Source organism: Gemmatimonadaceae bacterium (genome assembly GCA_036504815.1).
Lineage (GTDB): Bacteria > Gemmatimonadota > Gemmatimonadetes > Gemmatimonadales > Gemmatimonadaceae > PNKL01.
Window position 1 is genome coordinate 1 of the sequence record DASXUN010000023.1, and the last position, 20,763, is coordinate 20,763.

16 protein-coding genes are annotated in these 20,763 nt (G+C 68.3%); 11 read left to right on the forward strand and 5 right to left on the reverse strand.

Going from position 1 to position 20,763, the window contains the following annotated elements:
* Positions 1 to 65 precede the first annotated feature (65 nt).
* Both VGJ96_12770 and VGJ96_12775 read right to left on the reverse strand, forming a co-directional pair.
* Entirely contained in the window at positions 66 to 1,679 is a 1,614-nt protein-coding gene (locus tag VGJ96_12770; protein HEY3287982.1) for a M20/M25/M40 family metallo-hydrolase, read from the reverse strand.
* A gap of 81 nt (positions 1,680 to 1,760) precedes the next feature.
* The gene (locus tag VGJ96_12775; protein HEY3287983.1) at positions 1,761 to 4,463 is read right to left on the reverse strand and encodes a response regulator; all 2,703 of its coding nucleotides are present in this window, start codon (positions 4,461 to 4,463) and stop codon (positions 1,761 to 1,763) included.
* Between the two features lie 148 nt (positions 4,464 to 4,611).
* Here VGJ96_12775 and VGJ96_12780 point away from each other — a divergent pair, with 148 nt between their 5' ends.
* From VGJ96_12780 to VGJ96_12815, 8 genes are all read left to right on the forward strand, one after another.
* The gene (locus VGJ96_12780; GenBank protein ID HEY3287984.1) at positions 4,612 to 4,953 is read left to right on the forward strand and encodes a metalloregulator ArsR/SmtB family transcription factor; all 342 of its coding nucleotides are present in this window, start codon (positions 4,612 to 4,614) and stop codon (positions 4,951 to 4,953) included.
* Between the two features lie 59 nt (positions 4,954 to 5,012).
* Positions 5,013 to 5,987 (forward strand): arsenite methyltransferase, encoded by a 975-nt coding sequence (locus tag VGJ96_12785; protein ID HEY3287985.1) that lies wholly within the window; start codon positions 5,013 to 5,015, stop codon positions 5,985 to 5,987.
* A 16-nt stretch (positions 5,988 to 6,003) separates the two neighbouring features.
* Positions 6,004 to 6,498, forward strand: a complete 495-nt coding sequence (arsN2, locus tag VGJ96_12790) for an arsenic resistance N-acetyltransferase ArsN2 (protein HEY3287986.1) — start codon at positions 6,004 to 6,006, stop codon at positions 6,496 to 6,498.
* Positions 6,495 to 7,574 carry an ACR3 family arsenite efflux transporter gene (gene arsB, locus VGJ96_12795; GenBank protein HEY3287987.1) on the forward strand — a complete coding sequence of 360 codons (1,080 nt, stop codon included), beginning with the start codon at positions 6,495 to 6,497 and terminating at the stop codon, positions 7,572 to 7,574. The genes arsN2 and arsB overlap by 4 nt, the downstream gene beginning before the upstream one ends.
* 11 nt (positions 7,575 to 7,585) lie before the next feature.
* Positions 7,586 to 8,332: a metallophosphoesterase family protein gene (locus tag VGJ96_12800; protein ID HEY3287988.1), complete on the forward strand. Its 747-nt coding sequence runs from the start codon at positions 7,586 to 7,588 to the stop codon at positions 8,330 to 8,332.
* Between the two features lie 65 nt (positions 8,333 to 8,397).
* The gene (gene arsD, locus VGJ96_12805; GenBank protein HEY3287989.1) at positions 8,398 to 9,063 is read left to right on the forward strand and encodes an arsenite efflux transporter metallochaperone ArsD; all 666 of its coding nucleotides are present in this window, start codon (positions 8,398 to 8,400) and stop codon (positions 9,061 to 9,063) included.
* A gap of 11 nt (positions 9,064 to 9,074) precedes the next feature.
* Positions 9,075 to 10,841, forward strand: a complete 1,767-nt coding sequence (arsA, locus tag VGJ96_12810) for an arsenical pump-driving ATPase (GenBank protein HEY3287990.1) — start codon at positions 9,075 to 9,077, stop codon at positions 10,839 to 10,841.
* A 51-nt stretch (positions 10,842 to 10,892) separates the two neighbouring features.
* A complete protein-coding gene (locus tag VGJ96_12815) occupies positions 10,893 to 11,507 on the forward strand; it encodes a class I SAM-dependent methyltransferase (protein HEY3287991.1) in 615 nt (204 codons plus the stop codon).
* Between the two features lie 70 nt (positions 11,508 to 11,577).
* Here the strand turns inward: VGJ96_12815 and cysK are convergent, their stop codons facing one another.
* From cysK to VGJ96_12830, 3 genes are all read right to left on the reverse strand, one after another.
* Positions 11,578 to 12,486 carry a cysteine synthase A gene (cysK, locus tag VGJ96_12820; GenBank protein ID HEY3287992.1) on the reverse strand — a complete coding sequence of 303 codons (909 nt, stop codon included), beginning with the start codon at positions 12,484 to 12,486 and terminating at the stop codon, positions 11,578 to 11,580.
* Positions 12,487 to 12,516: 30 nt separating this feature from the next.
* Positions 12,517 to 13,374, reverse strand: coding sequence for a serine O-acetyltransferase EpsC (gene epsC, locus VGJ96_12825; GenBank protein ID HEY3287993.1), 858 nt, complete (start codon positions 13,372 to 13,374; stop codon positions 12,517 to 12,519).
* Positions 13,375 to 13,444: 70 nt separating this feature from the next.
* Complete coding sequence (locus VGJ96_12830; GenBank protein ID HEY3287994.1) at positions 13,445 to 14,416, reverse strand: ring-cleaving dioxygenase; 972 nt, start codon at positions 14,414 to 14,416, stop codon at positions 13,445 to 13,447.
* A gap of 160 nt (positions 14,417 to 14,576) precedes the next feature.
* Between VGJ96_12830 and VGJ96_12835 the strand changes: the two genes are divergently transcribed.
* The 3 genes from VGJ96_12835 (at position 14,577) to VGJ96_12845 (ending at position 20,675) form a co-directional block, all read left to right on the forward strand.
* Entirely contained in the window at positions 14,577 to 15,479 is a 903-nt protein-coding gene (locus VGJ96_12835; GenBank protein ID HEY3287995.1) for a pirin family protein, read from the forward strand.
* Between the two features lie 63 nt (positions 15,480 to 15,542).
* Entirely contained in the window at positions 15,543 to 16,511 is a 969-nt protein-coding gene (locus tag VGJ96_12840) for an alpha/beta hydrolase (GenBank protein HEY3287996.1), read from the forward strand.
* Positions 16,512 to 16,718: 207 nt separating this feature from the next.
* Positions 16,719 to 20,675, forward strand: coding sequence for a PAS domain S-box protein (locus VGJ96_12845; GenBank protein HEY3287997.1), 3,957 nt, complete (start codon positions 16,719 to 16,721; stop codon positions 20,673 to 20,675).
* Positions 20,676 to 20,763 lie beyond the last annotated feature (88 nt).

The window sequence follows — 20,763 nt, forward strand, 5'->3', positions numbered from 1 at the left end:
GTGGGGGGGGGCCCCGCTTCCCTGTTCACCGCGAACGCGGCGCAGACATCACGCCTGGCGTCCGCCTACTTCAGCCGCGGCTTCGTTGAACGCGGCACCGGCGTGCAGGTGGGCCACGTGCGCGGCGCCTGTGCCCCGGCGCGCGCCGGCGCCCCCGGCGGTCCACCCGCCGGCAGCGTGTTCAGGTCGACCTTCTCGCGCGTGATGAAGGACGGATCCTCCGACGCGAGATATGCAAGGCTCGCCACGAGCGTGGCGTTGTGCTTGAGATCGTCGAGCACGACCTTGTCGAACGTGTCGCGCGTCGTGTGCCAGGTGACCACGCCGTAGTCCCACGACGCGCCGCCCATGCCGAAGGCGGGAACGCCGTGGCAGGCGAACGAGGCGTCGTCCGTGCCTCCCATCGAGGGACGTCCGGCCGAACCGTCGAACGGAATCATCCCCTGCATCTCCGGCTTCAACTGCTTGAGCCATCCGGCAAGGTGCACGCCGGCATTCGGCAGGCCGCCGGCGTTGAGGCGCGTCACCCGTCCCGTGCCGCCGTCCTGATTGAACACGCCCTGCAGTCCCTTGAGCACTTCCGGGTGATCCTCGGCAAACGCGCCCGAGCCCACGAGCCCTTCCTCTTCACCGGCCCACAGCCCGATGAGGATGGTGCGCTGCGGCTTGGGCAGCACCTGCTTCAGGATGCGCATGGCCTCCAGCATCATCACCGAGCCCGTGCCGTTGTCGGTGGCGCCGCTGCCGCCATCCCACGAATCGAAGTGCGCCGAGAGAACGATGTACTCCTCTGGCTTCGTCGTCCCCGGGATGCGGCCGATGATGTTCGAGATCGGCTGCTCGCCGAGCAGTTCCGATTCGAGGTTGAGCCGGATCTTCGGATGCTGGTCGTTGTCGGTCAGGCGGAAGACGAGGCCGTAGTCCTCGCACGAGAGCGCGACCGTCGGCACCTTCTCCGTGTACGTCTCGAAGAGCGCGAGGCCGCCGCGCGAGTTGGTCGGGCGCGAACTGATGACGCCCGCCGCGCCGGCCTCCTCGAGACGGACGGCGAGCTCACCGCCGCCGAGCGCGAGGCTCAGCCCGGTGCCGCGCACGTTGCGTCCGCCCCACTCCTTCGCGTTGTCGGCGCGCCAGGCGCTGTCACGCGCGATGGTTGCCGGCAGGCCGTTCTTCACGATGTCCTCGGTCGGACGGCACGAGGCGAACGGCGCCGAGACGAGCACGAGCTTGCCCTTCACGGCCGGCAGCCATTTCACGAACTCGGTGCTGTCGGCGAAATGCGGCAGGATGATCGTCTCGGCGATCTTGTCCTTGCCCTTCGTGCCCGGCGAGAAGCCGAGCATCATCCCCTCGAGCGTCCGCACGCGCGGCGCGATGAGATCGATGTGCGAGTACCCGCGGCGCCAGCCGCGCCAAGTGCCGAAGTTCTCCCGGTTGGCTTCGATCCCCCAGCTGCCGAGGGTGTTCATCGCCCAGGCTTCCGCCGCCGCCATGTCGGGACTGCCGAGCAGGCGCGGGCCAAGCGAGTCGAGCAGGACCTGCGCGAGGCGCGGCGCCTGCGAACTGTCCATGCCCAGGGTCCAGATCCGCTGGATGGCCGCGTCAGCGGTGGGCGCGCCTTGCGCGCGCAGCGAGGCCGCGCTGGCAACCAGCGCGGCGATGAGAAGAGTGCGACGCATATGTAGGTCGAGAAAGAGATGGAAGACGCGGTGCGGGGGCCTGCTGAAGCTTACGCACTGCGCGGCGATTCGTTCATCCGTTCACGACGCGCGTCGCTCACTCCATGCGGCCAGCTTGGCGCGCAGTTCCTCGAAGCGCACGGGCTTGGTGAGATAGTCATCCATCCCCGCCGCCTCGCACCGCTCCCGATCCTCCGGCAGCGCGCCCGCCGTCAGCGCAATGATTACCGGCTGTGCGGCAAGTGCCTGCGACGCACGAATGCGTTGCGTGGCCTCGAGGCCGTTCATCTCGGGCATCTGCACGTCCATGAAGACGAGGTCGACGCCGCCATCGATCACCAGCCGCATCGCTTCGGCGCCATCGGCGGCCGTGCTGACGGCGGCGTTTCCCAGCTTCTGGAGCATTGACTTGATGAGCAGGCGGTTCACCGGGCTGTCGTCGGCCACCAGGATGCGCCATCCGGTGACCTTGGACAGCGGGGCCGCCCCGCTGGCGGCATCGACCGACGCACTTGCCGCATGCGTATCGAGCGTCTCGGCGAGCAGCGCCGCGAGCAGCCGCGGACGCAGCGGCTTCATCAGCCGTCCATGGAACAGGGCATCGACCGCTTCGTCGTCCGGACGCGCGCGGCGAGGCGCCGACATGAGGATGAGCGCCGGCCGTACCTCGCGGATCGCGCGCACCCCGCGGGCAAACGCCCCGCCGTCCTCCTGCGGCATGTCCTGATCGACCAGCGCGACGTCGAACGGCTCACCCTGATTGAGCAACTCCAGCGCCTCCGCCGCTGACGCGGCGGCCCGGGTCACCATTCCCCACCCTTCAGTCAGTTCCTGCAGCACGTGCCGGGTCGTGGCGTTGTCATCCACGACGAGCAGTCGCTTGCCGCGCAACCGCTGCCGCGCCTCGTCCTCGGCGGACGAATCGAGCGCGGGGGCCGCATCGGCGGCGCGACAGCGCATGGTGAATTCGAAGGTGGACCCGGCGCCTTCGCGACTGTCCACGCGGATGGTGCCGCCCATGAGTTCGACGAGGCGCGCCGAGATCGACAGGCCAAGTCCGGTGCCGCCGTAGCGCCGCGTCGTGGAGGCGTCGGCCTGCGAGAACGGCGTGAAGATGCGACCCAGGCGATCGGCGGGAATGCCGGCGCCGGTGTCTCGCACCCGCACGCGCACGATCACCGCATCATCCTCACGGGCGGCGACGTCCGCCGAGATGTGAACGTCGCCGCGTTCCGTGAACTTGATCGCGTTGCCAACGAGGTTGATGAGCACCTGCCCGAACCGCAGCTTGTCGAACGCCAGGGCGGGCGGGAGCGCGGGATCCACCCAGTGCACGAGTTCGAGTCCCTTGTTGAACGCCGTCGTCCCCAGCAGCGTCGCAACCTCCTCCACCGAGTCGCGCAGGTCGGCCACCACGGGATCCAGCTCGAGCTTGCCGCTCTCGACCTTGGAGAAATCGAGGATCTCATTCAGCACGACGAGCATCGCGGCGCCGCTGTTCTGGATGATCTCCACGTAACCGTGCTGCTCGGGAGTCAGGCGGGTGGTGCCGAGCAGATCCGCCATGCCGATGACGCCGTTCATCGGCGTGCGGATCTCGTGGCTCATGCGCGCCAGGAAGTCCGACTTCGCCTTGGTTGCCGATTCGGCTGCGTCCTTGGCCTCCTGCAGGCTGGCGGAGAGGAGTTCCGCTTCGCGGCGCCGCGCGCGCATCACCATCAGGAGATAGGCGGCCAGCAGCACGGCGACGACCGAGGCCACCGCAAGACGCCGGTTCGCGGTGACTTCACGGCGCAGCGTCGCGTTCTCCCGTTCCCGCTGCGAGCTCTCGTATCCCGCCTGCAGGTTCTTCAAGGCGCGATAGCGTTCCTGCCGTGCGAGACTGTCCTGCAGGATCGCGGCGCGACTGCTGTAGCGGTACGCGTCCTGCCACTGCCCGCGCGCCGCGTAGGCCTCGGCGACGTAACCCATCACCTCGTGGTCGGTGCTGTCCTCGGCCAGGCGCTGCAGCCCGAACCGCAGCGCCTCTTCCGGCTGGCCAAGCTTGAGCGACACCCGGGCGAGATCGTTGTAGACGTGCAGCAACGTGACGGCGGGCACAGAGTCGGATCGACTGACCTGGAGGTAGCGCTCCAGCGCGGCCGCGTAGCGCTTCTTTCCTTCCAGCGCCCAGCCCATCGTGCGCAGGCTGGTCAGCGCATTCGACTCGATCTTGAGCGCGGTCCAGCGGCGGTAGGCCGCTTCGCTGTTCACGAGCGCAGAGTCGAACTGCCGCAAGGCGCTGTGCACCTCGCCCAGCCGGCTGTAGGCGTAGGCGATGCCATTGGCGTTGCCGCGATGCATCTGCAGCTGCAGCGCCCGCCGCGCGTAGTCGAGCGCCTGCTCCTTCTCGCCCTCGCGCAGGAAGGACGCCGCGATGTTGTTCAGCGCGTAGCCCTGCTCGACTTCCACCTTCGCCGCCTCGGCGACGCGCAGCGCGTCGAAGAAGTAGCGGGACGCCGTCTTCTCATCGTCGAGCCACTGGTAGTAGACGCCAATCTGGTTCAGCGCCTGCGCCTCGCCGTCCGCAAAACCGATGCTGCGCGCGAGCTCCAGCGCCTGCTGTCCCACCCGGATGGCGTCGGCGGGCCGGGTGCGACGCATGGCCCAGGCGTCGGCGTTCAGCGTGCGCACCTTGACCGTGTCGGGAAGCTGACTGAAGGCCTGTGGGCGCGCGGGGAGTTGCGCACCGAGACTTCCCGCCAGCAACACCATCAGTGCGGCATCGCAAAGGGTGAGGCGCATGCAGTTCCATTGAAGAGGTGCAACCTTGGCCGAAATTGACTGTACTGCCCCAGCGCCCCGCAAGGCAGTCGGCACCGCACGACCCAGTTCAGCACCGCCGGTTTCCGGTGCCCCTTGACGCACCAATATTTTTTGATATATTCATTTCATGGCCACCGCCACCCGCGCATCACTGCCCGACCTCGCGCGCGCCGAGACGCTCTTCCACGCGCTGTCGGATGCCACGCGGCTCTCGATTCTCGAGATGCTGCGCGACGGCGAGCGCTGCGTGTGCGAACTGCAGGAGGAGCTCGACGCCGCGCAGTCGCGGCTGTCGTTCCACCTGCGCGTTCTCAAGGAAGCCGGACTGGTGACGGATCGGCGCGAGGGTCGGTGGTCGCACTACCGGATCGTCCCGGGCGCCCTGGCCGAAGTGCACGACCTCACCGTGGCGATGCAGCCGCGGGGCAAGGTCCTGCCCGTTCGCCGGGTGGGTGCCTGCTGCGGGTAGCCTTTTTTTGTCTCGTATTCAGCAAGATTTCTTGATATATTGACCTTGGAGGATTTCCGATGACCGCGACACCCAAAGGTTCACACACGCCCCTCCCCACCATGCCGACGACGCTCGATGAGATTCGCGCCACGGTGCAGGCGCGCTACGGTGCCGCCGCGCGGCAGGTCACGAGCAGTGCCGCGCCGAAGGCCAGCTGCTGCGGTCCGGCCGACGACGCCGGCAGCTGCTGCGGCTCGAGCGCCGATTCCTGGGATCCAATCACGTCGGACCTGTACGAGGCGGGCGAGACTGCCGGCCTCCCGGCCGAGGCGCTGCTCGCGTCGCTCGGTTGCGGCAATCCCACGGCCCTCGCCCAGCTGGCGGAAGGCGAGGTGGTGCTCGACCTCGGCTCCGGCGGCGGCATCGATGTGCTGCTCTCGGCCAAGCGCGTGGGGCCCACGGGCAAGGCGTACGGCCTCGACATGACGGACGAGATGCTCGCGCTCGCGCTGGAGAACAAGGCCCGGGCGGGCGTCGCCAACGTCGAGTTCCTCAAGGGACATATCGAGGCCATCCCGCTGCCGTCCGGCACGGTGGACGTCATCATCTCGAACTGTGTCATCAACCTCTCGGGCAGCAAGCGCGACGTGCTGCGCGAAGCGTTCCGGGTGCTGAAGCCCGGCGGCCGACTCGCGGTCAGCGACATCGTGGTGCGCGAGGGGCTTCCGCTGGCCATCCAGCAGAGCATGGCCGCCTGGACCGGCTGCGTGGCGGGCGCGCTGGAAGAGCAGCAGTTCCTGGCGCTGCTGCGCGAAGTCGGCTTCGCCGACGCATCGATCGAGCCGACCCGTGTGTACACGCGTGAGGATGCGCTGTCGCTGATCCAGGGCACGCAGCTCGACGCGTCGCTCGCCGACGAGATTGACGGCAAGGTCATGAGTGCCTTCATCCGCGCCACCAAGCCCGGCGGATCGCCGCGCAGCGCCGCACCGCGCCGCGAGCTCGCCACGCTGGAGGCCGCGACGCCGTCTGGTCGTCGCTCATGCTGCTGACCACGGAGTGAACGCGATGACAACGACTGTCACCGAAGCGGAATCGCCGCCGATGCCGCAACTGCGCGCGGCGAGTCCCGCCGACCTTCCCGCCGTCGAGGCGCTGCTCCGCAGCAGCGGCCTGCCGCTGGATGGGGTGCGTGATGCCTTGCGGGACTTCGTCGTCGCCGAGTCCGGCGATGCGCTGGTGGGCGTGGCCGGCCTCGAAGTCTGCTGCGAGCATGCCTTGCTGCGTTCCGTGGCCGTCGCTCCGGAATGGCGATCGCATGGCCTGGGCCGGGCGCTCGTGACGCGGCTCATCGCCGAGGCGGAGGCGCGCGATATCCGTGCGCTCTACCTGCTCACGGCCACCGCGGAAGGCTACTTCCCGAGCTTCGGCTTCACGCCGGTCGCGCGCGCCGACGTACCGGCCGACGTGCAGCAGACGGCGGAGTTCCAGGGTGCGTGCCCGGCCACGGCCACGGTCATGTGCCGCGCGATGCCACGTTCGCACGACGTCACTTCCGCATGACACAACGCGCCGCAGCCAAGCGTCTTGACTTCTTCGAGCGATATCTCTCGCTCTGGGTGCTGGCCTGCATGGTGGTCGGCGTCGCCATTGGCCGGCTGGCGCCGGACTTCACGCGCGGCCTGAGTGCGCTCGAGTTCGGCACGAGTTCGCACGTGAACATCGTCATCGCCGTGCTCATCTGGCTGATGATCTACCCAATGATGCTCAAGATCGACTTCGGCGGCATCAAGGGCGTCTTCGTTCGCCCCAAGGGACTGTTCATCACGCTGTTCGTGAACTGGCTGGTCAAGCCGTTCAGCATGGCCCTGCTCGGGTATCTGTTCATCACGTCGCTGTTCGGCCGCGTGCTGGGCTGGATCGATCCGGAGACGGCGCGGAATTACGTCGCCGGCCTGATCATCCTGGCCGCGGCGCCGTGCACCGCGATGGTGTTCGTCTGGAGCTACCTGACCGATGGCGATGGGCCGTACACGCTCGCCCAGGTGGCGATCAACGACCTCATCATGGTCTTTGCGTTTGCCCCCATCGTGATGTTCCTGGTCGGCGTCAGCGGCGTCGTGATTCCCGCAGCGGTGCTCTTCACCTCGGTCATCGTCTTCATCGTCATCCCGCTGTCGGCGGGCTGGATCAGCCGCACGCTGCTGATCGGGGCCAAGGGCACGGCGTGGTTCGAGTCGGCCTTTCTCCCCCGATTCCGCCCCGTGACGATCGTCGCGCTGCTCGCCACGCTCGTGCTGATCTTCGCCTTCCAGGCGGAGAACATCGTGACCAACTGGATCGCGGTGCTGCTGCTCGCCGTGCCCATCCTGATCCAGGTCTACTTCAACTCGAGCCTCACCTACCTGCTCATGCGGCTGTTCCGCGTGAAGCACAACGTGGCCACCCCGGGCTCCCTCATCGGGGCGAGCAACTTCTTTGAGTTGGCGGTGGCGGTGGCGATCACGTTGTTCGGCCCGACCAGCGCCGCGGCGCTGGCCACCGTGGTTGGCGTGCTGGTGGAGGTGCCGGTCATGCTTTCGGTCTGCCGGATCTGCACGTCGTCGCGCGGCTGGTACGACCGCGGCCTGGTCGCCTAGGAGACGCCGCCATGCGCTATGCGCTCATCTCCGATATCCACGCCAACCTGCCGGCGCTCGAAGCGGTGCTGGCCGACATCGGCGCCCGCCCCGACGTCTCCGCGACATACCACTTGGGCGACCTGGTGGGCTATGCGCCGTGGCCCAACGAGGTCGTGCAGCGCCTGCGCCGCGCGGGAATCGCCGGAGTGGCCGGAAACTACGACACCACCGTCGCGGCGCACGCCAAGCACTGCGGGTGCCGTTCAGAGGACGCGAAGCAGGAGGAGCTGGCGCACCAGAGCTTCGCGTGGACGCTCGCCCACACGTCCGCGGAGTCCAAGGCGTTCCTGGCCGCACTGCCGTTTCGGCTCGACGTGCGTCCGCTGTTCGGGCATGCGAGCGGGCCAACCGTCACGCTGCTCCATGGCAATCACGTGCTGAACACGGTTTACGTGACGGCGGACCGAAGTGACGAGTTTCTGCAGAAGATGGGCGCGGCGATCGGCGCCCGGGCCGGTGACGTGATCGCCTTCGGGCACACGCACAAGCCGTGGCACCGAATCGTTGAGGATGTGCACTTCGTGAACACCGGCAGTGTCGGACGCCCCAAGGATCTCGACTGGCGCGCGGGGTACGTCCTGCTGGACATATCCGCCGCCGCGGTCACGGTAGAGTTCGTGCGTGTCGAGTACGACGTGGAGGCGGCGGCGCGTGGCGTGATGGACGCCGGCTTGCCGACGGAGTTCGCCGACTTCCTGCGCAGCGGCGGGCGCTGAGGGGGCGTCAGTGGGAACTTTGTCGACTCGACTTTGGCATCACCATTACTGATAGGGACCGTGCGATGACCACCGTGCAAGTGTTCGACCCCGCCATGTGCTGCTCCACCGGAATCTGCGGACCCACGGTCGATGCGAAGCTGGTGCGCTTTGCCGCCGACCTCGACTGGCTGAAAAGCCAGGGTGTGGCCGTCGACCGGTTCAACCTTGCCCAGCAGCCGGCCGCGTTCGCCGCCGACAGCGACGTGAGGCGCGAGCTCGAGGCGAAGGGCGAGGACGCCCTGCCGTTCGTGAAAGTGGACGGCAAGGTGCGGAGCGTTGGTTCCTATCCGACGCAGTCCGCGCTGGCCGAATGGGCCGGACTGGACGCGCCCAGCCCCAGCATCTTCAGCGAGCACGTGGCGGAGCTCGTCGCCATCGGCGCGGCCATCGCGTCGAACTGCGAGGCGTGCTTCAAGTTCCATTACGACAAGGCGCGCAAGCTCGGCGTGTCACGCGAAGACATGCTGCAGGCGGTGGCCGTGGGCCAGATGGTAAAGGAAGCGCCCGCCAAGTCGGTGCGGGATCTCGCGCATCGCATCCTGAAGTCGGACGTGTCCGCGGCCGGCCGCGCTTCAGCGAAGGCGCGAACGCTGGCAACGCTTCCGGTGGCCCCCGAGGCGACCGACGCTGGCTGCTGCACACCCGCCGCAGCCGGTGCCGCGGGCGACAAGAAGTCCGGCTGCTGCTGAGCGAAGCGATCATGACCACGCTGCTCTCCGATCCGACGCGCATTCTCTTCTTCACGGGGAAGGGCGGCGTGGGAAAGACCTCCTCCGCCTGTGCCACCGCCATCGCACTCGCCGACCACGGCAAGCGGGTGCTGCTCGTCAGCACGGATCCCGCCTCGAACCTCGATGAGGTGCTGGGCGTCGCGCTCCAGTCGTCGCCGACGCCGGTGCCGACCGCGCCCGGGCTGTCGGCGCTCAACATCGACCCCGCAGCCGCGGCGCGCGCGTATCGCGAGCGGGTGGTCGGGCCGTATCGCGGCGTGCTCCCCGCCAGCGCGCTGGCCAGCATGGAAGAGCAGCTCTCCGGCGCCTGCACCGTCGAGATCGCGGCCTTCGACGAGTTCACGAAGCTGCTCGGCGACCCAGTGATCACGGCCGCGTTCGATCACGTGATCTTCGATACGGCGCCCACGGGCCATACCCTGCGGCTGCTCGAACTCCCCGCCGCGTGGTCGAACTTCATCGACACCAACGTCGGCGGCACATCGTGCCTCGGCCCGCTGTCGGGCCTGACCGCGCAGCGAACGCTGTACGCCGCGTCGCACGCGGCGCTGCGCGATGGCGATCGCACGACGCTCGTGCTGGTCGCGCGGCCGGAGCCGGCATCGCTGGCGGAAGCCGAGCGGACGCGCCTGGAACTTGCGACGCTTGGGGTCGTCAATGTGCGGCTGATATTGAACGGCGTCTTCCATGCGCGCGACACAGCGGATCCAGTGGCGGTTGCCATGGAGGCGCGTGGACGGGCGGCGATCGCCGCCATGCCGGGTGGACTGCGCGCCGTTGCGCGCGTGGATGTGCCGCTGCTGCCGTTCGGACTTATCGGCATCGACGCGTTGCGCCGGCTCGGCACTTCGGGTGGCGAGGCGCCGGTGGTACCGGATGCCACTCCCGTTGACATCGCACGCGAAGGACTTGAATCGCTTATCGACGAATTGGCGATGCGGGGCAAGGGTGTTGTCATGACGATGGGCAAGGGCGGCGTTGGCAAGACGACGGTGGCCACGCACATCGCCAGCGCGCTCGCCGACCGCGGATTTCCAGTGACGCTCACGACGACCGATCCCGCGGCCCACGTGGATCAGGCCGTGCGCTCGCTCAGCATCTCGACCGCGAACCTGCGGGTCACGCGCATCGACGCAGCGCTCGAAACCCGCCGCTACAGCGAGGAAGTCATCGCCACGGCCGGTGCCGGACTCGACGCGGCGGGGCTGGCGCTGCTCGAGGAGGACCTGCGGAGCCCGTGCACCGAGGAGATTGCGGTCTTCCGTGCGTTTGCTGCCACCGTCGCGCAGGGCGAGGACGGCTTCGTGATCATCGACACGGCGCCGACCGGCCATACGCTGCTGCTGCTGGACGCAACGGAGTCGTACCACCGGGAAGTCCTGAAGCGGCCCAGCGGCAGCCCCGAGGCCGTGCAGCGGCTGCTGCCGCGCCTGCGCGACCGCGCGTTCACGCAGGTGATCCTGGTGACGCTGCCCGAGGCGACGCCGATGCACGAAGCGATGCAGCTGGAACAGGACCTCGCCCGCGCCGGCATCCAGCCGTACGCGTGGGTCGTCAACCAGTCGCTCACGCCGCTGACGCTTTCCGATCCCCTGCTCCGCGCGCGCCGCATCAACGAGGCGGTGTACCTGGACGAACTCCAGCGGCACGCGGCGCGTGTGGTGCTCGAACCGTGGGCGGTGGACTTCATTGAACGCGCCGCCGCGCCGTCCACGCTGGTGGCCGCCGCGCCGTAGACGACGCGCTCACGGCTGTCGCCGTGGCTTCAGCCTGCGCATCTTTCGCCAATGAACCGTCGTGCGCATTGGGACCTGGTCTACACGACCAAGCAGCCGAACGAGGTCAGCTGGTACCAGCCTTCGCCGTTGCGCTCACTCGAGCTGCTGCGCGAGGCCGGCGCGGGGCCGCACACGACGCTCATCGACATCGGTGGCGGCGACTCGACGCTGGTGGATGCCGTGGTCGCCGACCAGCTCGGCGCGATCACCGTCCTCGACATCTCCGGCGCCGCGCTGGCACGGGCGCGGGCGCGTCTCGGCGATCGCGCACGCGAGGTCACCTGGCTCGAGGACGATGCCACCCGCGTTGCCCTGCCGGCCGCGGCCTTCGATATCTGGCACGATCGCGCCGTCTTTCATTTTCTCACCGACGCGGAAGACCGCGCACGATACGTGACCACGGCGGCCGCGGCGCTGAAGCCCGGGGGCGCGCTCATCATCGCGACGTTCGCCGAAGACGGCCCGCAGCGATGCAGCGGGCTCGACGTCACGCGCTACAGTGCCGCACAGCTCGCGCAGACGCTCGGCGAGCCCTTCCAGCTGCGGCGCAGCTTCCACGACGTGCATCACACGCCGAGCGGCGGCGAGCAGCGCTTCTCGTACTGCGTCTTTCGACGGCAGTAGACGGCGGTAGACGGCAGAACGAACAAAGCCCGGCCACTTGGCCGGGCTTTTCGTCACGGCCACCGTCCGCCTAGAACAGGCCCTCGACCGAGAGATAGCGCTCGCCGGTGTCGTAGCAGAAGGTGAGCACACGCGCGTTCTTCGGGAGCTCGGGCAGCTTCTTGGCGACGGCGGCGAGTGCCGCACCCGACGAGATGCCGACGAAGATCCCCTCTTCGCGCGCGCTGCGCTGCGCGTACGCGAAGGCCTCTTCCTTGGTGATGGTGATGATCCCATCGAGCACGTCACGATGCAGGTTCTTCGGCACGAAATTGGCGCCGAGCCCCTGCAGCGGATGCGGCCCCGGCTGCCCGCCGCTCAGGATCGGCGATGCCGCCGGTTCCACGGCGAAGACCTTGAGCGCGGGCCACGCCTTCTTGAGCACCTCGCCGACGCCCGTGATGTGGCCGCCGGTCCCGACGCCCGTGATGATCGCGTCCAGTCCGTCGGGAAAGTCCGCGCGGATCTCGGCGGCCGTCGTGCGGCGATGCACCTCGATGTTCGCCTCGTTCTCGAACTGCTGGGGGATCCAGGCCCCGGCGATCGACGCGGCGAGCTCCGTGGCGCGGTCCACCGAGCCGCGCATTCCCTTCTCGCGCGGCGTCAGGTCGAGCTCGGCGCCATACGCGGCCAGCACCCGGCGGCGCTCGATGCTCATCGACTCGGGCATCACCAGGATCAGGCGGTATCCCTTCACGGCCGCGACCATCGCCAGGCCGATGCCGGTGTTGCCGGAGGTCGGCTCGACGATCACGCTCCCCGGCGAGAGCACGCCGCGGCGCTCCGCGTCCTCGATCATCGAGAGCGCGATGCGGTCCTTGATGCTGGCGCCGGGGTTGGCGCGCTCGAGCTTCATCCACACCTCCGCCTTGCCGAACAGGCGGTTGATGCGAACGTGCGGCGTGTTGCCGATGGTGTCCAGGATCGATGCGGCTTTCATGGGGGCCTCGGGTGCTGCGGGGGGGACTGACTAGATGATGTACATGGCGTCGTCGCCGTTGGCGTCCTTGGGCCGGACCTTCGCCTCCGCCTCGTGCTGCACGACGGAGAGCGGGGGCACACTGTGCGTCAGCCAGACATTGCCGCCCACGATGCTGTCGTGGCCGACGACCGTGTCGCCGCCGAGGATCACGGCCTGCGCGTAGATGACGACGTTGTCCTCGATGGTCGGGTGACGCTTGGACCGGGCGAGGCTCTTCTTCACGCTGAGCGCGCCCAGCGTGACGCCCTGGTAGAGCTTCACGTTGTTGCCGATCACGGTGGACTCGCCGATCACGATGCCCGTGCCGTGGTCGATGGCGAACGAGGAACCGATGGTCGCGCCCGGATGGATGTCGATGCCGGTCACCTGGTGGGCGTACTCGCCGAGCAGGCGCGGGAAGATGGGGACGTGCAGCGTGTAGAGGGCGTGCGCCAGGCGATGGATGGCGATGGCCATGAACCCCGGATAGGCGAGCACGACCTCATCGAGACTCTCCGCCGCCGGATCGCCGGCATTGATGGCTTCGGCGTCGAGCAGCAGTTGCGCGTGGATGCGCGGCAGCGCCTCGGTGAAGGCGCGGCCGATTTCGTCCACTGGGCGCGCGCCGTCCTTCATCAGCGGGGCGATCATCCGCTTCAGGTCGCGTTCCAGCAGGGCCAGCTTGGCTTCGATCTCGCCGGACGTGAAGTACGGTTCGCGGCAGAAGTGCGGAAAGAGGACGGCCAGCAGCTCGTCGGTGAACTGCTGGGCGCTCTGCTTCAGCTGGACGCCGAAGGTGAGGGAGTCGCGGCGTTCCTTGAGATCGGACGCGAACGCGCGGAGTTCGGGGGAGGGGTCGTGCGCCATTGGGGGCGTGGGCTCGGGGGGTGTACTCAGTATAAGCGACTCGGCGTCGCGATGTTCCCTGGACCAGCGTCTACGCCACGCGTTCGGTACGGATGGCGGCGACCGGCGGAAGGTGCACGACGATCTCCGAGCGCAAGGGCTCGAAGTGCGTCGGCAACTGGAGCACCTGACCGAGTTCCGGCAGCGTCTCGTCCACCGTGAGTCCCGGCTGGTCGGTCGCGTACTCGAAGAGGACGCCGCCGGGCTCCCGGCTGTAGATCGACTGGAAGTACTTCCGATCCTTCATTTCGGTGACGCGCCGTCCGGCGCCAAGGAGCGCCTCGCCGACCGCCGCTTCATCCGCCGCGTTCGCGACGCGGAACGCCACGTGGTGCGCGGTCCCGGCGCCGTTCTTGCCGTACGCCAGGTCGGCGCGCACGTGCAGGTCGACGAAGGTGCTCACGCCGCCGGCGCCCGCCTCGAACCGGCGCACCCCATCGTGCTCGGCGACGAAGCGGAAGCCGAGGGTGTCCACCATCATCTGCTCGGTGCGCTCGCGGCGGTCGAGCCAGAGCGTGACGCCGTGCAGGCCGCGGATGGCGAGCGGCGACGGAATCTCGCTGGAGCCACCCGATCCGGGACGCGACGCGGCGCCGGCGTGCGCCACCAGCTCGAGATAGAGTCCGTCCGGATCGCGGAGGGCGATGACCTGCTCAGTGTGGCCACCGAAGGTGCGCGACTGAGGCCCATCGTGCGCCACGCCCAGGGTGCGCAGCCGCTCGCTCCAGAAGGGGACGGCCGCCGGGGTAATGGCGAAGGCCGTGACCCCCACTTGTCCCGTGCCGGGCACGCCCTGTCGCGCGCGTGGCATCGGGAAGATGGTCATCAGCGAGCCGGGGGTGGCGTGGGCGTCGCCGAAGTAGAAGTGATACGTGGACCGGTCGTCGAAGTTGACGGTCTGCTTGACGAGGCGCAGGCCGAGCGTGCCGGCGTAGAAGGCGACGCTGCGTTCCGGGTCGCGGGCGATGGCGGAGACGTGATGGATGCCGAGCAGGGGGGTCATACCGTCCTCGATGGATATTTATCTTAGTACTAAGATACTGCCGGTGGGCCGCGCCGTCAAGCGGGGGCCGGGCTTGCGGCCCGCGCCGAGGTCATTATCTTAGTACTAAGACAATGCACGGCCGTGCGGCCGCGCCTCCCGATTTCCGAAGGAGTCCCCGATGTCGCTGCGTCCCGTCAAGAGCATCCTCACCGCCCAGCCCACGATCGAAGGGGCCGGCGTCCGCCTGCACCGCGCCTTCGGGTTCGGCGAGACGGGCGAGTTCGATCCGTTCCTGCTGTTCGACGATTTCCGCGGCGACACCCCCGCCGACTACCAGGCCGGCTTTCCCTGGCATCCGCATCGCGGCATCGAGACCATCACCTACGTGCTCGCCGGCACGGTCGAGCACGCCGATTCACTCGGCAATCACGGCGAACTGGGCGCGGGCGACGTGCAGTGGATGACGGCCGGATCCGGGATCATGCACCATGAGATGCCGACCGGCGACGTGAGCGGCCGGATGCACGGCTTCCAGCTGTGGGCCAACCTGCCGTCGCACCTCAAGATGACCAAGCCGCGCTACCAGGACGTGCCGGCCAGGGACATTCCCACGGTCCTCGACGACGACGGCACCGCGGTGCGCGTCATCGTCGGCGATTTCTGGGGGAAGACCGGTCCGGTGGAGGGCGTGGCGGCCGAGCCCAGCTACATCGATGTGTCGGTCCCCCCCGGCAGGAAGAAGCGCCTCAAGGTCGACACGCGGCGCAATGCCTTCGCGTACGTCTTCGCGGGGAGCGGCACGTTCCGCGACGCGTCGGAACCGTTTGGCGTGCTGACCGAGAAGGCGGACGATTCGGTGGTGCGTGAGCGCACGGGGAACCGGTCGCTGGTCGTCTTCGGCAGCGGCGACGAGATCGTCGTCCAGGCCGGTGACGAGGGGATCCGCTTCCTGCTGGTCAGCGGCAAGCCGCTCGAGGAGCCGGTGGCGTGGTACGGCCCGATCGTGATGAACACCAAGGCCGAATTGCAGCAGGCGATCACCGACCTGCGCAACGGCACGTTCATCAAGGAAAGCGCGTAGCGCACCTTCGCCAGGAAGGCGCGCCGCGCACACGCGTGCTATGTTCGCTGCCATGGGGCGTGCATGACCGCGGAGGACTCCCTCGTTCGCGTGATTGAAGGGCCGGGCAGCTGGCACAGCCGCGCGGTGAACGCCCTGTTGCGCCTGATGCTTCGCAGCCCGCTGCGCCACGACGTCGACATCCCCGCCCTGCGCCGGCGTTACGAGGACATCGATGCGCGCCACATTCCGGTGGACGACTGGGTCGTGCGCCAGCCGCTCCACTGTGACGGCGTGCCCGCGCAGTGGGTGAGCGTGCCGGAGACGCGTCCCGAACGGGTGGTGCTCTATCTGCACGGCGGGTCCTTCGCGTACCGCTTTCCCAATGCCCACGCCGGCTTCGCGGCCCGGCTGTGCCGGCGGCTGGAGGCGCGGGCGCTCATTCCCGACTACCGGCTCGCGCCCGAGCACCCCTTCCCCGCCGCTCCCGACGACTGCCTCGCGGCCTACCGGTGGCTCCTGGCCAGCGGCGTCGATCCGAATCACGTGGTCGTCGTCGGCGACTCGGCGGGGGGCAACCTGGCGCTGGTCACCATGCAGCGCGCGCTGACGGCGGGCGATCCGCTTCCCGCCTGCGCCGTCCTGCTGTCACCGGGCGTGGACTGCACCCTCGCCAGCCCGAGCATGGTGGACAACGCCGAGCATGACCCGATGCTGCGGCTGAACAATCTCCTGGTGCTGCGCAACCATTACGTGCCCGCGTCGCACCTGGTCACGCATCCGCACGTGTCGCCGCTCTTCGGCGAGTTCGTCGGACTGCCGCCGCTGCTGCTGCAGGTGGGGAGCACCGAGATCCTGCGCGACGAGGCGATTCGCGCGGCGCAGAAGGCGCGAGCGGCCGGCGTGGACGTCGAGCTCGAGTTGTGGCCCGACATGCCGCATGTCTTCCAGATCGTCTCGTTCCTGCCGGAATCGGCGCAGGCGCTGGACCATATCGTCGCCTTCGTGCGGCGGCGCGCGCGGTGGGAAGCGGCCGTGCGGGTGCCGGCGTAGGACGTCGGCACGGCGGCCAACTTCGCGGGACGGGGCGCCGCCCGGCGCACTCGTCGCAGCCATGGTCCCGGCACTAATTTCCTTGACGCCCCCGGAAGCTGTTCCGAACTTCCCGGCAGTCACGATGCCACGCACGCCGGTGTGCGAGGCGGTGACGGGCGCGCCCCCCGGCTTGGCTCAAGACTCATTGTGGATCCTGCAGACAAGATGCCCATCGCGAGGGCGGCCGATTTCTATCGCACCGTCTTCGAGCACAGCACGGAAGCGAGCCTGCTGACGGCGGCCGACGGGCGCGTCTTCCGCGCCAATCCCGCGGCCTGCGCACTGCTTCGCCGCACGGAGGCGGAGATCTGCGCGGCGGGACGCCAGGGCCTGGTGGACCCCGCGTCGCCCGGCCTGCGCGACCTGCTCGAGACGCGCGCCCGCACGGGACAAGTGCGGGGCGAGCTGACCTTCGTGCGCGGCGACGGCACGCGCTTCGTGGCCGAATTCCGATCGGCCTCGCTCTTCGACAACGAGAATACGTCGGAAGTCCGCAACATCGTGACGCTGCGCGACCTCACGGAACACCGGGCCACGCAGCGTGCGCTGACCGAGTCGCAGGTGCTGCTTGACGCCATCGTCAACAACACGCGCGACATGATTTGGTCAGTCGACCCGGAGGAGTTCGCCCTCCAGTGGTTCAACGACGGACTGCGGGAGTACTTCCGCGTGCATCGCGGGATGGCCATCGACGTCGGCATGCGCCCGGAAGACCTCTTCACGAGCGACGAGTACATCCAGGAGTGGCGTGGCCTGTACCAGCGGGCGCTGCGCGAACGGACGTTCACGCACGAGTACGTCGCCTCGTCGAAGACGCGGGTCATGCAGCTGAACCTGACGGTGCTCGAGCACGACGGGGTCGTGTACGGCATCTCGGTGTTCAGCCGGGACATCACGGACCTCAAGCGCTCGGAGCGCGAACTGCAGACGCGCGCCGAGGAGCTGCGGGCGAGCGAGGAGCAGTTTCGCGCCATGGTGGAGCAGTCGCCCACCGGCACGGTGATCTTCGCGGAGGGGCGCATCACCTACGCCAACCCGGCGGCCGCGCGCATCGTGGGCGCGGGCTCGACCGACCGGATCATCGGGCGGATCGTGATGGACTTCGTCCATCCCGACTTCCGCGCGCGTTCGCTGGAGCGGATCCGGAACGCGGTGGCGACCGGCGAGGCGTCGCGCCCCGCCGAAATGATCTTCCTCGGCCTGGACGGCCACGAGATCGACACCGAAAGCGTCCTGCTCCCGGTGACGATCGCCGGCCGCCCCTCCGTGATGGTGCTCTTCAATGACATCACGGAACGGAAACGGGCGACGATGGCGCTGACGGACAGCGAGTCCAGGTTCCGCGCGATGGTGGACGTCACGCCCAACGGGGTCGTCATTCATGAGGACGGACGGCTCACGTACGCCAACGCGGCTGCCGCCCGCATTCTGGGCGTCGCCAGTCCGGAGCAGCTCGTCGGGCGCAACGTGAAGGAGTTTATCCATCCGGACTCGTGGCCGGCGACGCTGGATCGCATCAACCGGGTGCGCGACACCGGCCAGGCGCAGCCCCCCTCCGAGGGCGTCTATCTCCGCGCCGACGGCAGTGCGGTGGACGTCGAGCGCGTGGCCACGCCCATCACCATTGCAGGCAAACCTGCCACGCTCGTCATCTTCCACGACATCACGGAGCGCAAGGCGCACGAGAAGGCGTTGCGCGAGAGCGAGCGGAAGTATCGCACGCTCTTCGAGTCGGCCGATGACGCCATCCTGCTGGTGCACGACGGGCGCTTCGTGGACTGCAACGCGGCGGCGCTGCGGATGTTCGGCTGCACCAGGGATGCGCTCCTCAGCGCGACGCCGGCGACATTCTCCCCGGCGGTCCAGCCCGACGGCACGCCATCCGACATCGCGGCGAACCGGAAGATCAGCCTCACGCTCTCGGAGGGACCGCAGTTCTTCGAGTGGGAGCACTGCCGCTCCGATGGGACACCCTTCTCGGTGGAGGTCTCCCTGAACCGCCTGGACCTGGGCGGTCGCGTGAAGATCCAGGCCATCGTCCGCGATGTGACCTCGCGACGCACGGCCGAGTTGGCACTGCGGGCCAGCGAAGAGCGCTTTCGCGCAGTGTTCAGCGAGGCGCCGCTCGGTATTGCATTGATCGATTCCCGCACGGGGCGGATCCTCGACGCGAACCGGCAGTTCGGCCAGATCGCCGGCCGTTCTGCGGAGGAACTGACGCAGATCGACTGGATGAGCATCACGCATCCGGACGACGTGGCGGAGGATCAGCGCAACATGGCGCTGATGAACGCGGGCGAGATCTCGCGATTCCACATGCGCAAGCGGTACCGGCGCCCGGACGGTTCCCATGTCTGGATCAGCATGACGGTGGCTCCCATTCGGAAGCCGGGGCAGGAACACGAGTCGCATGTCTGCATGATCGAGGACATCGGCGCCCGCATCGCCGCCGAAGAGGAACTGCGCAAGCTCTCGCGCGCCGTCGAGCAGAGTCAAGCCAGCATCGTCATCACCAACGTCAAGGGCGACATCGAGTACGTCAACGAGGCCTTTCTGCTTCGCTCCGGTTATGCGCGCGACGAGATCCTGGCGCAGAACCCGCGGATCCTGAACTCGGGCGAGACGCCGCGCGGCACTTACGATGCCCTGTGGCAGACGTTGCGGCACGGCGAGACCTGGACGGGCGAGTTCATCAATCGCAAGAAGGACGGCAGCACGTACGTCGAGCAGGCAGTGATCTCGCCGCTTCGCCAGCCGGACGGCACCATCACGCACTACGTGGCCGTGAAAGAGGACATCACTGACCAGAAGCGCCTGACGGCGGAGCTGGCCCGGCACCGCGATCACCTGATGGAGCTGGTGGAGGAGCGGACCCGCGAGCTCGAGGAGGCGCGCTTGCTGGCCGAGTCGGCCAACAAGGCCAAGAGCGCGTTCCTGGCCACCATGAGCCACGAGATCCGCACGCCATTGAACGGCGTGATCGCGATGGCCGAGATGCTGGCGCTGCGCCCGCTGACGCCCGAGGATCTCGACTCCACCAAGACCATCCTGCGGTCGGCGCACAACCTGCTCGCCGTCATCAACGACATCCTGGATTTCTCGAAGATCGAGGCGGGCAAGCTGGAGCTCGACGTCTCCGACATCTCGCTGCGCCAGGTGGCCGAGGACGTGCTCGCGTCGCTCCATCCCGTGGCCGCCGCCAGCGACGTGGACCTGACGGTCGATGTCGCGTCAGCGGTGCCCTCGTTCGTGCGCGGCGATGCGACGCGCCTGCGCCAGGTCGTCATGAACCTCGGGGGCAACGCCATCAAGTTCAGTCGTGGCCGCACGGACGTGCGCGGCCAGGTTGGCATCTTCATCGGCGTCGCGAGCACCGCGCCCTTGCGCGTTTCACTGACGGTCCGGGACAACGGCATCGGCATGACCCCGGAGACGCTCGGCCGGTTGTTCACCTCGTTCACGCAGGCCGAGGCATCCACGACGCGCCGGTTCGGCGGCACCGGCCTGGGACTGGCCATCACCAAGCGGCTCGTGGACCTCATGGAAGGGACCATCGAGGTCGAGACCGCCCCCGGTACGGGATCGACCTTCACCGTCATCCTGCCGGTGGCGGCGGTCGCCCCGGCGACGCCCGCGTATCCAGGTCGCGCGGGGCTGCACCGACGCGGGGCCGAGCCGGTGGCGGCCGCTTACCTGCGCACGACGCCGCTCTCACTGGACGAGGCCCGGGCGCAGGGTCGCCTGATTCTCGTGGCCGAGGATGACAGCATGAACCAGAAGGTCATCCTGCAGCAGCTCGGGCTGCTGGGATATGCCGGCCAGATTGCCGTGGACGGCGAGGAGGCGCTGCGGCTGTGGCGCGCGGGCGCGTATGCGATGCTGCTCAGCGACCTGCACATGCCGAACCGGGACGGCTACTCGCTGGCGGCGGCGATTCGCGATGAAGAGAAGGACCGTGGCACACACCTGCCCATCATCGCGCTCACCGCAAATGCGCTGCACGGCGAGGCGGATCGCGCCACGGCGGCCGGCATGGATGGGTACCTGACGAAGCCGGTGCCGCTGGCCACGCTGCGCGAGGTGCTGGCGAAGTGGATTCCGCCGGCCGACGGTCGGTCCTAGGCCGGCGGTCGCACATTCGACGCGTTCTATGTTGGAGACAAGCAGAGGGGCCGGCGAGATCGCCGGCCCCTCTGTCGTATTCTGTCGT

Bases quoted from the DNA above. Each gene is read 5' to 3' on its own strand.
- VGJ96_12770 (HEY3287982.1), bottom strand. From the start codon at position 1,679: ATGCGTCGCACTCTTCTCATCGCCGCGCTGGTTGCCAGCGCGGCCTCG.
- VGJ96_12775 (HEY3287983.1), bottom strand. From the start codon at position 4,463: ATGCGCCTCACCCTTTGCGATGCCGCACTGATGGTGTTGCTGGCGGGA.
- VGJ96_12780 (HEY3287984.1), top strand. From the start codon at position 4,612: ATGGCCACCGCCACCCGCGCATCACTGCCCGACCTCGCGCGCGCCGAG.
- VGJ96_12785 (HEY3287985.1), top strand. From the start codon at position 5,013: ATGACCGCGACACCCAAAGGTTCACACACGCCCCTCCCCACCATGCCG.
- arsN2 (HEY3287986.1), top strand. From the start codon at position 6,004: ATGACAACGACTGTCACCGAAGCGGAATCGCCGCCGATGCCGCAACTG.
- arsB (HEY3287987.1), top strand. From the start codon at position 6,495: ATGACACAACGCGCCGCAGCCAAGCGTCTTGACTTCTTCGAGCGATAT.
- VGJ96_12800 (HEY3287988.1), top strand. From the start codon at position 7,586: ATGCGCTATGCGCTCATCTCCGATATCCACGCCAACCTGCCGGCGCTC.
- arsD (HEY3287989.1), top strand. From the start codon at position 8,398: ATGACCACCGTGCAAGTGTTCGACCCCGCCATGTGCTGCTCCACCGGA.
- arsA (HEY3287990.1), top strand. From the start codon at position 9,075: ATGACCACGCTGCTCTCCGATCCGACGCGCATTCTCTTCTTCACGGGG.
- VGJ96_12815 (HEY3287991.1), top strand. From the start codon at position 10,893: ATGAACCGTCGTGCGCATTGGGACCTGGTCTACACGACCAAGCAGCCG.
- cysK (HEY3287992.1), bottom strand. From the start codon at position 12,486: ATGAAAGCCGCATCGATCCTGGACACCATCGGCAACACGCCGCACGTT.
- epsC (HEY3287993.1), bottom strand. From the start codon at position 13,374: ATGGCGCACGACCCCTCCCCCGAACTCCGCGCGTTCGCGTCCGATCTC.
- VGJ96_12830 (HEY3287994.1), bottom strand. From the start codon at position 14,416: ATGACCCCCCTGCTCGGCATCCATCACGTCTCCGCCATCGCCCGCGAC.
- VGJ96_12835 (HEY3287995.1), top strand. From the start codon at position 14,577: ATGTCGCTGCGTCCCGTCAAGAGCATCCTCACCGCCCAGCCCACGATC.
- VGJ96_12840 (HEY3287996.1), top strand. From the start codon at position 15,543: ATGACCGCGGAGGACTCCCTCGTTCGCGTGATTGAAGGGCCGGGCAGC.
- VGJ96_12845 (HEY3287997.1), top strand. From the start codon at position 16,719: ATGCCCATCGCGAGGGCGGCCGATTTCTATCGCACCGTCTTCGAGCAC.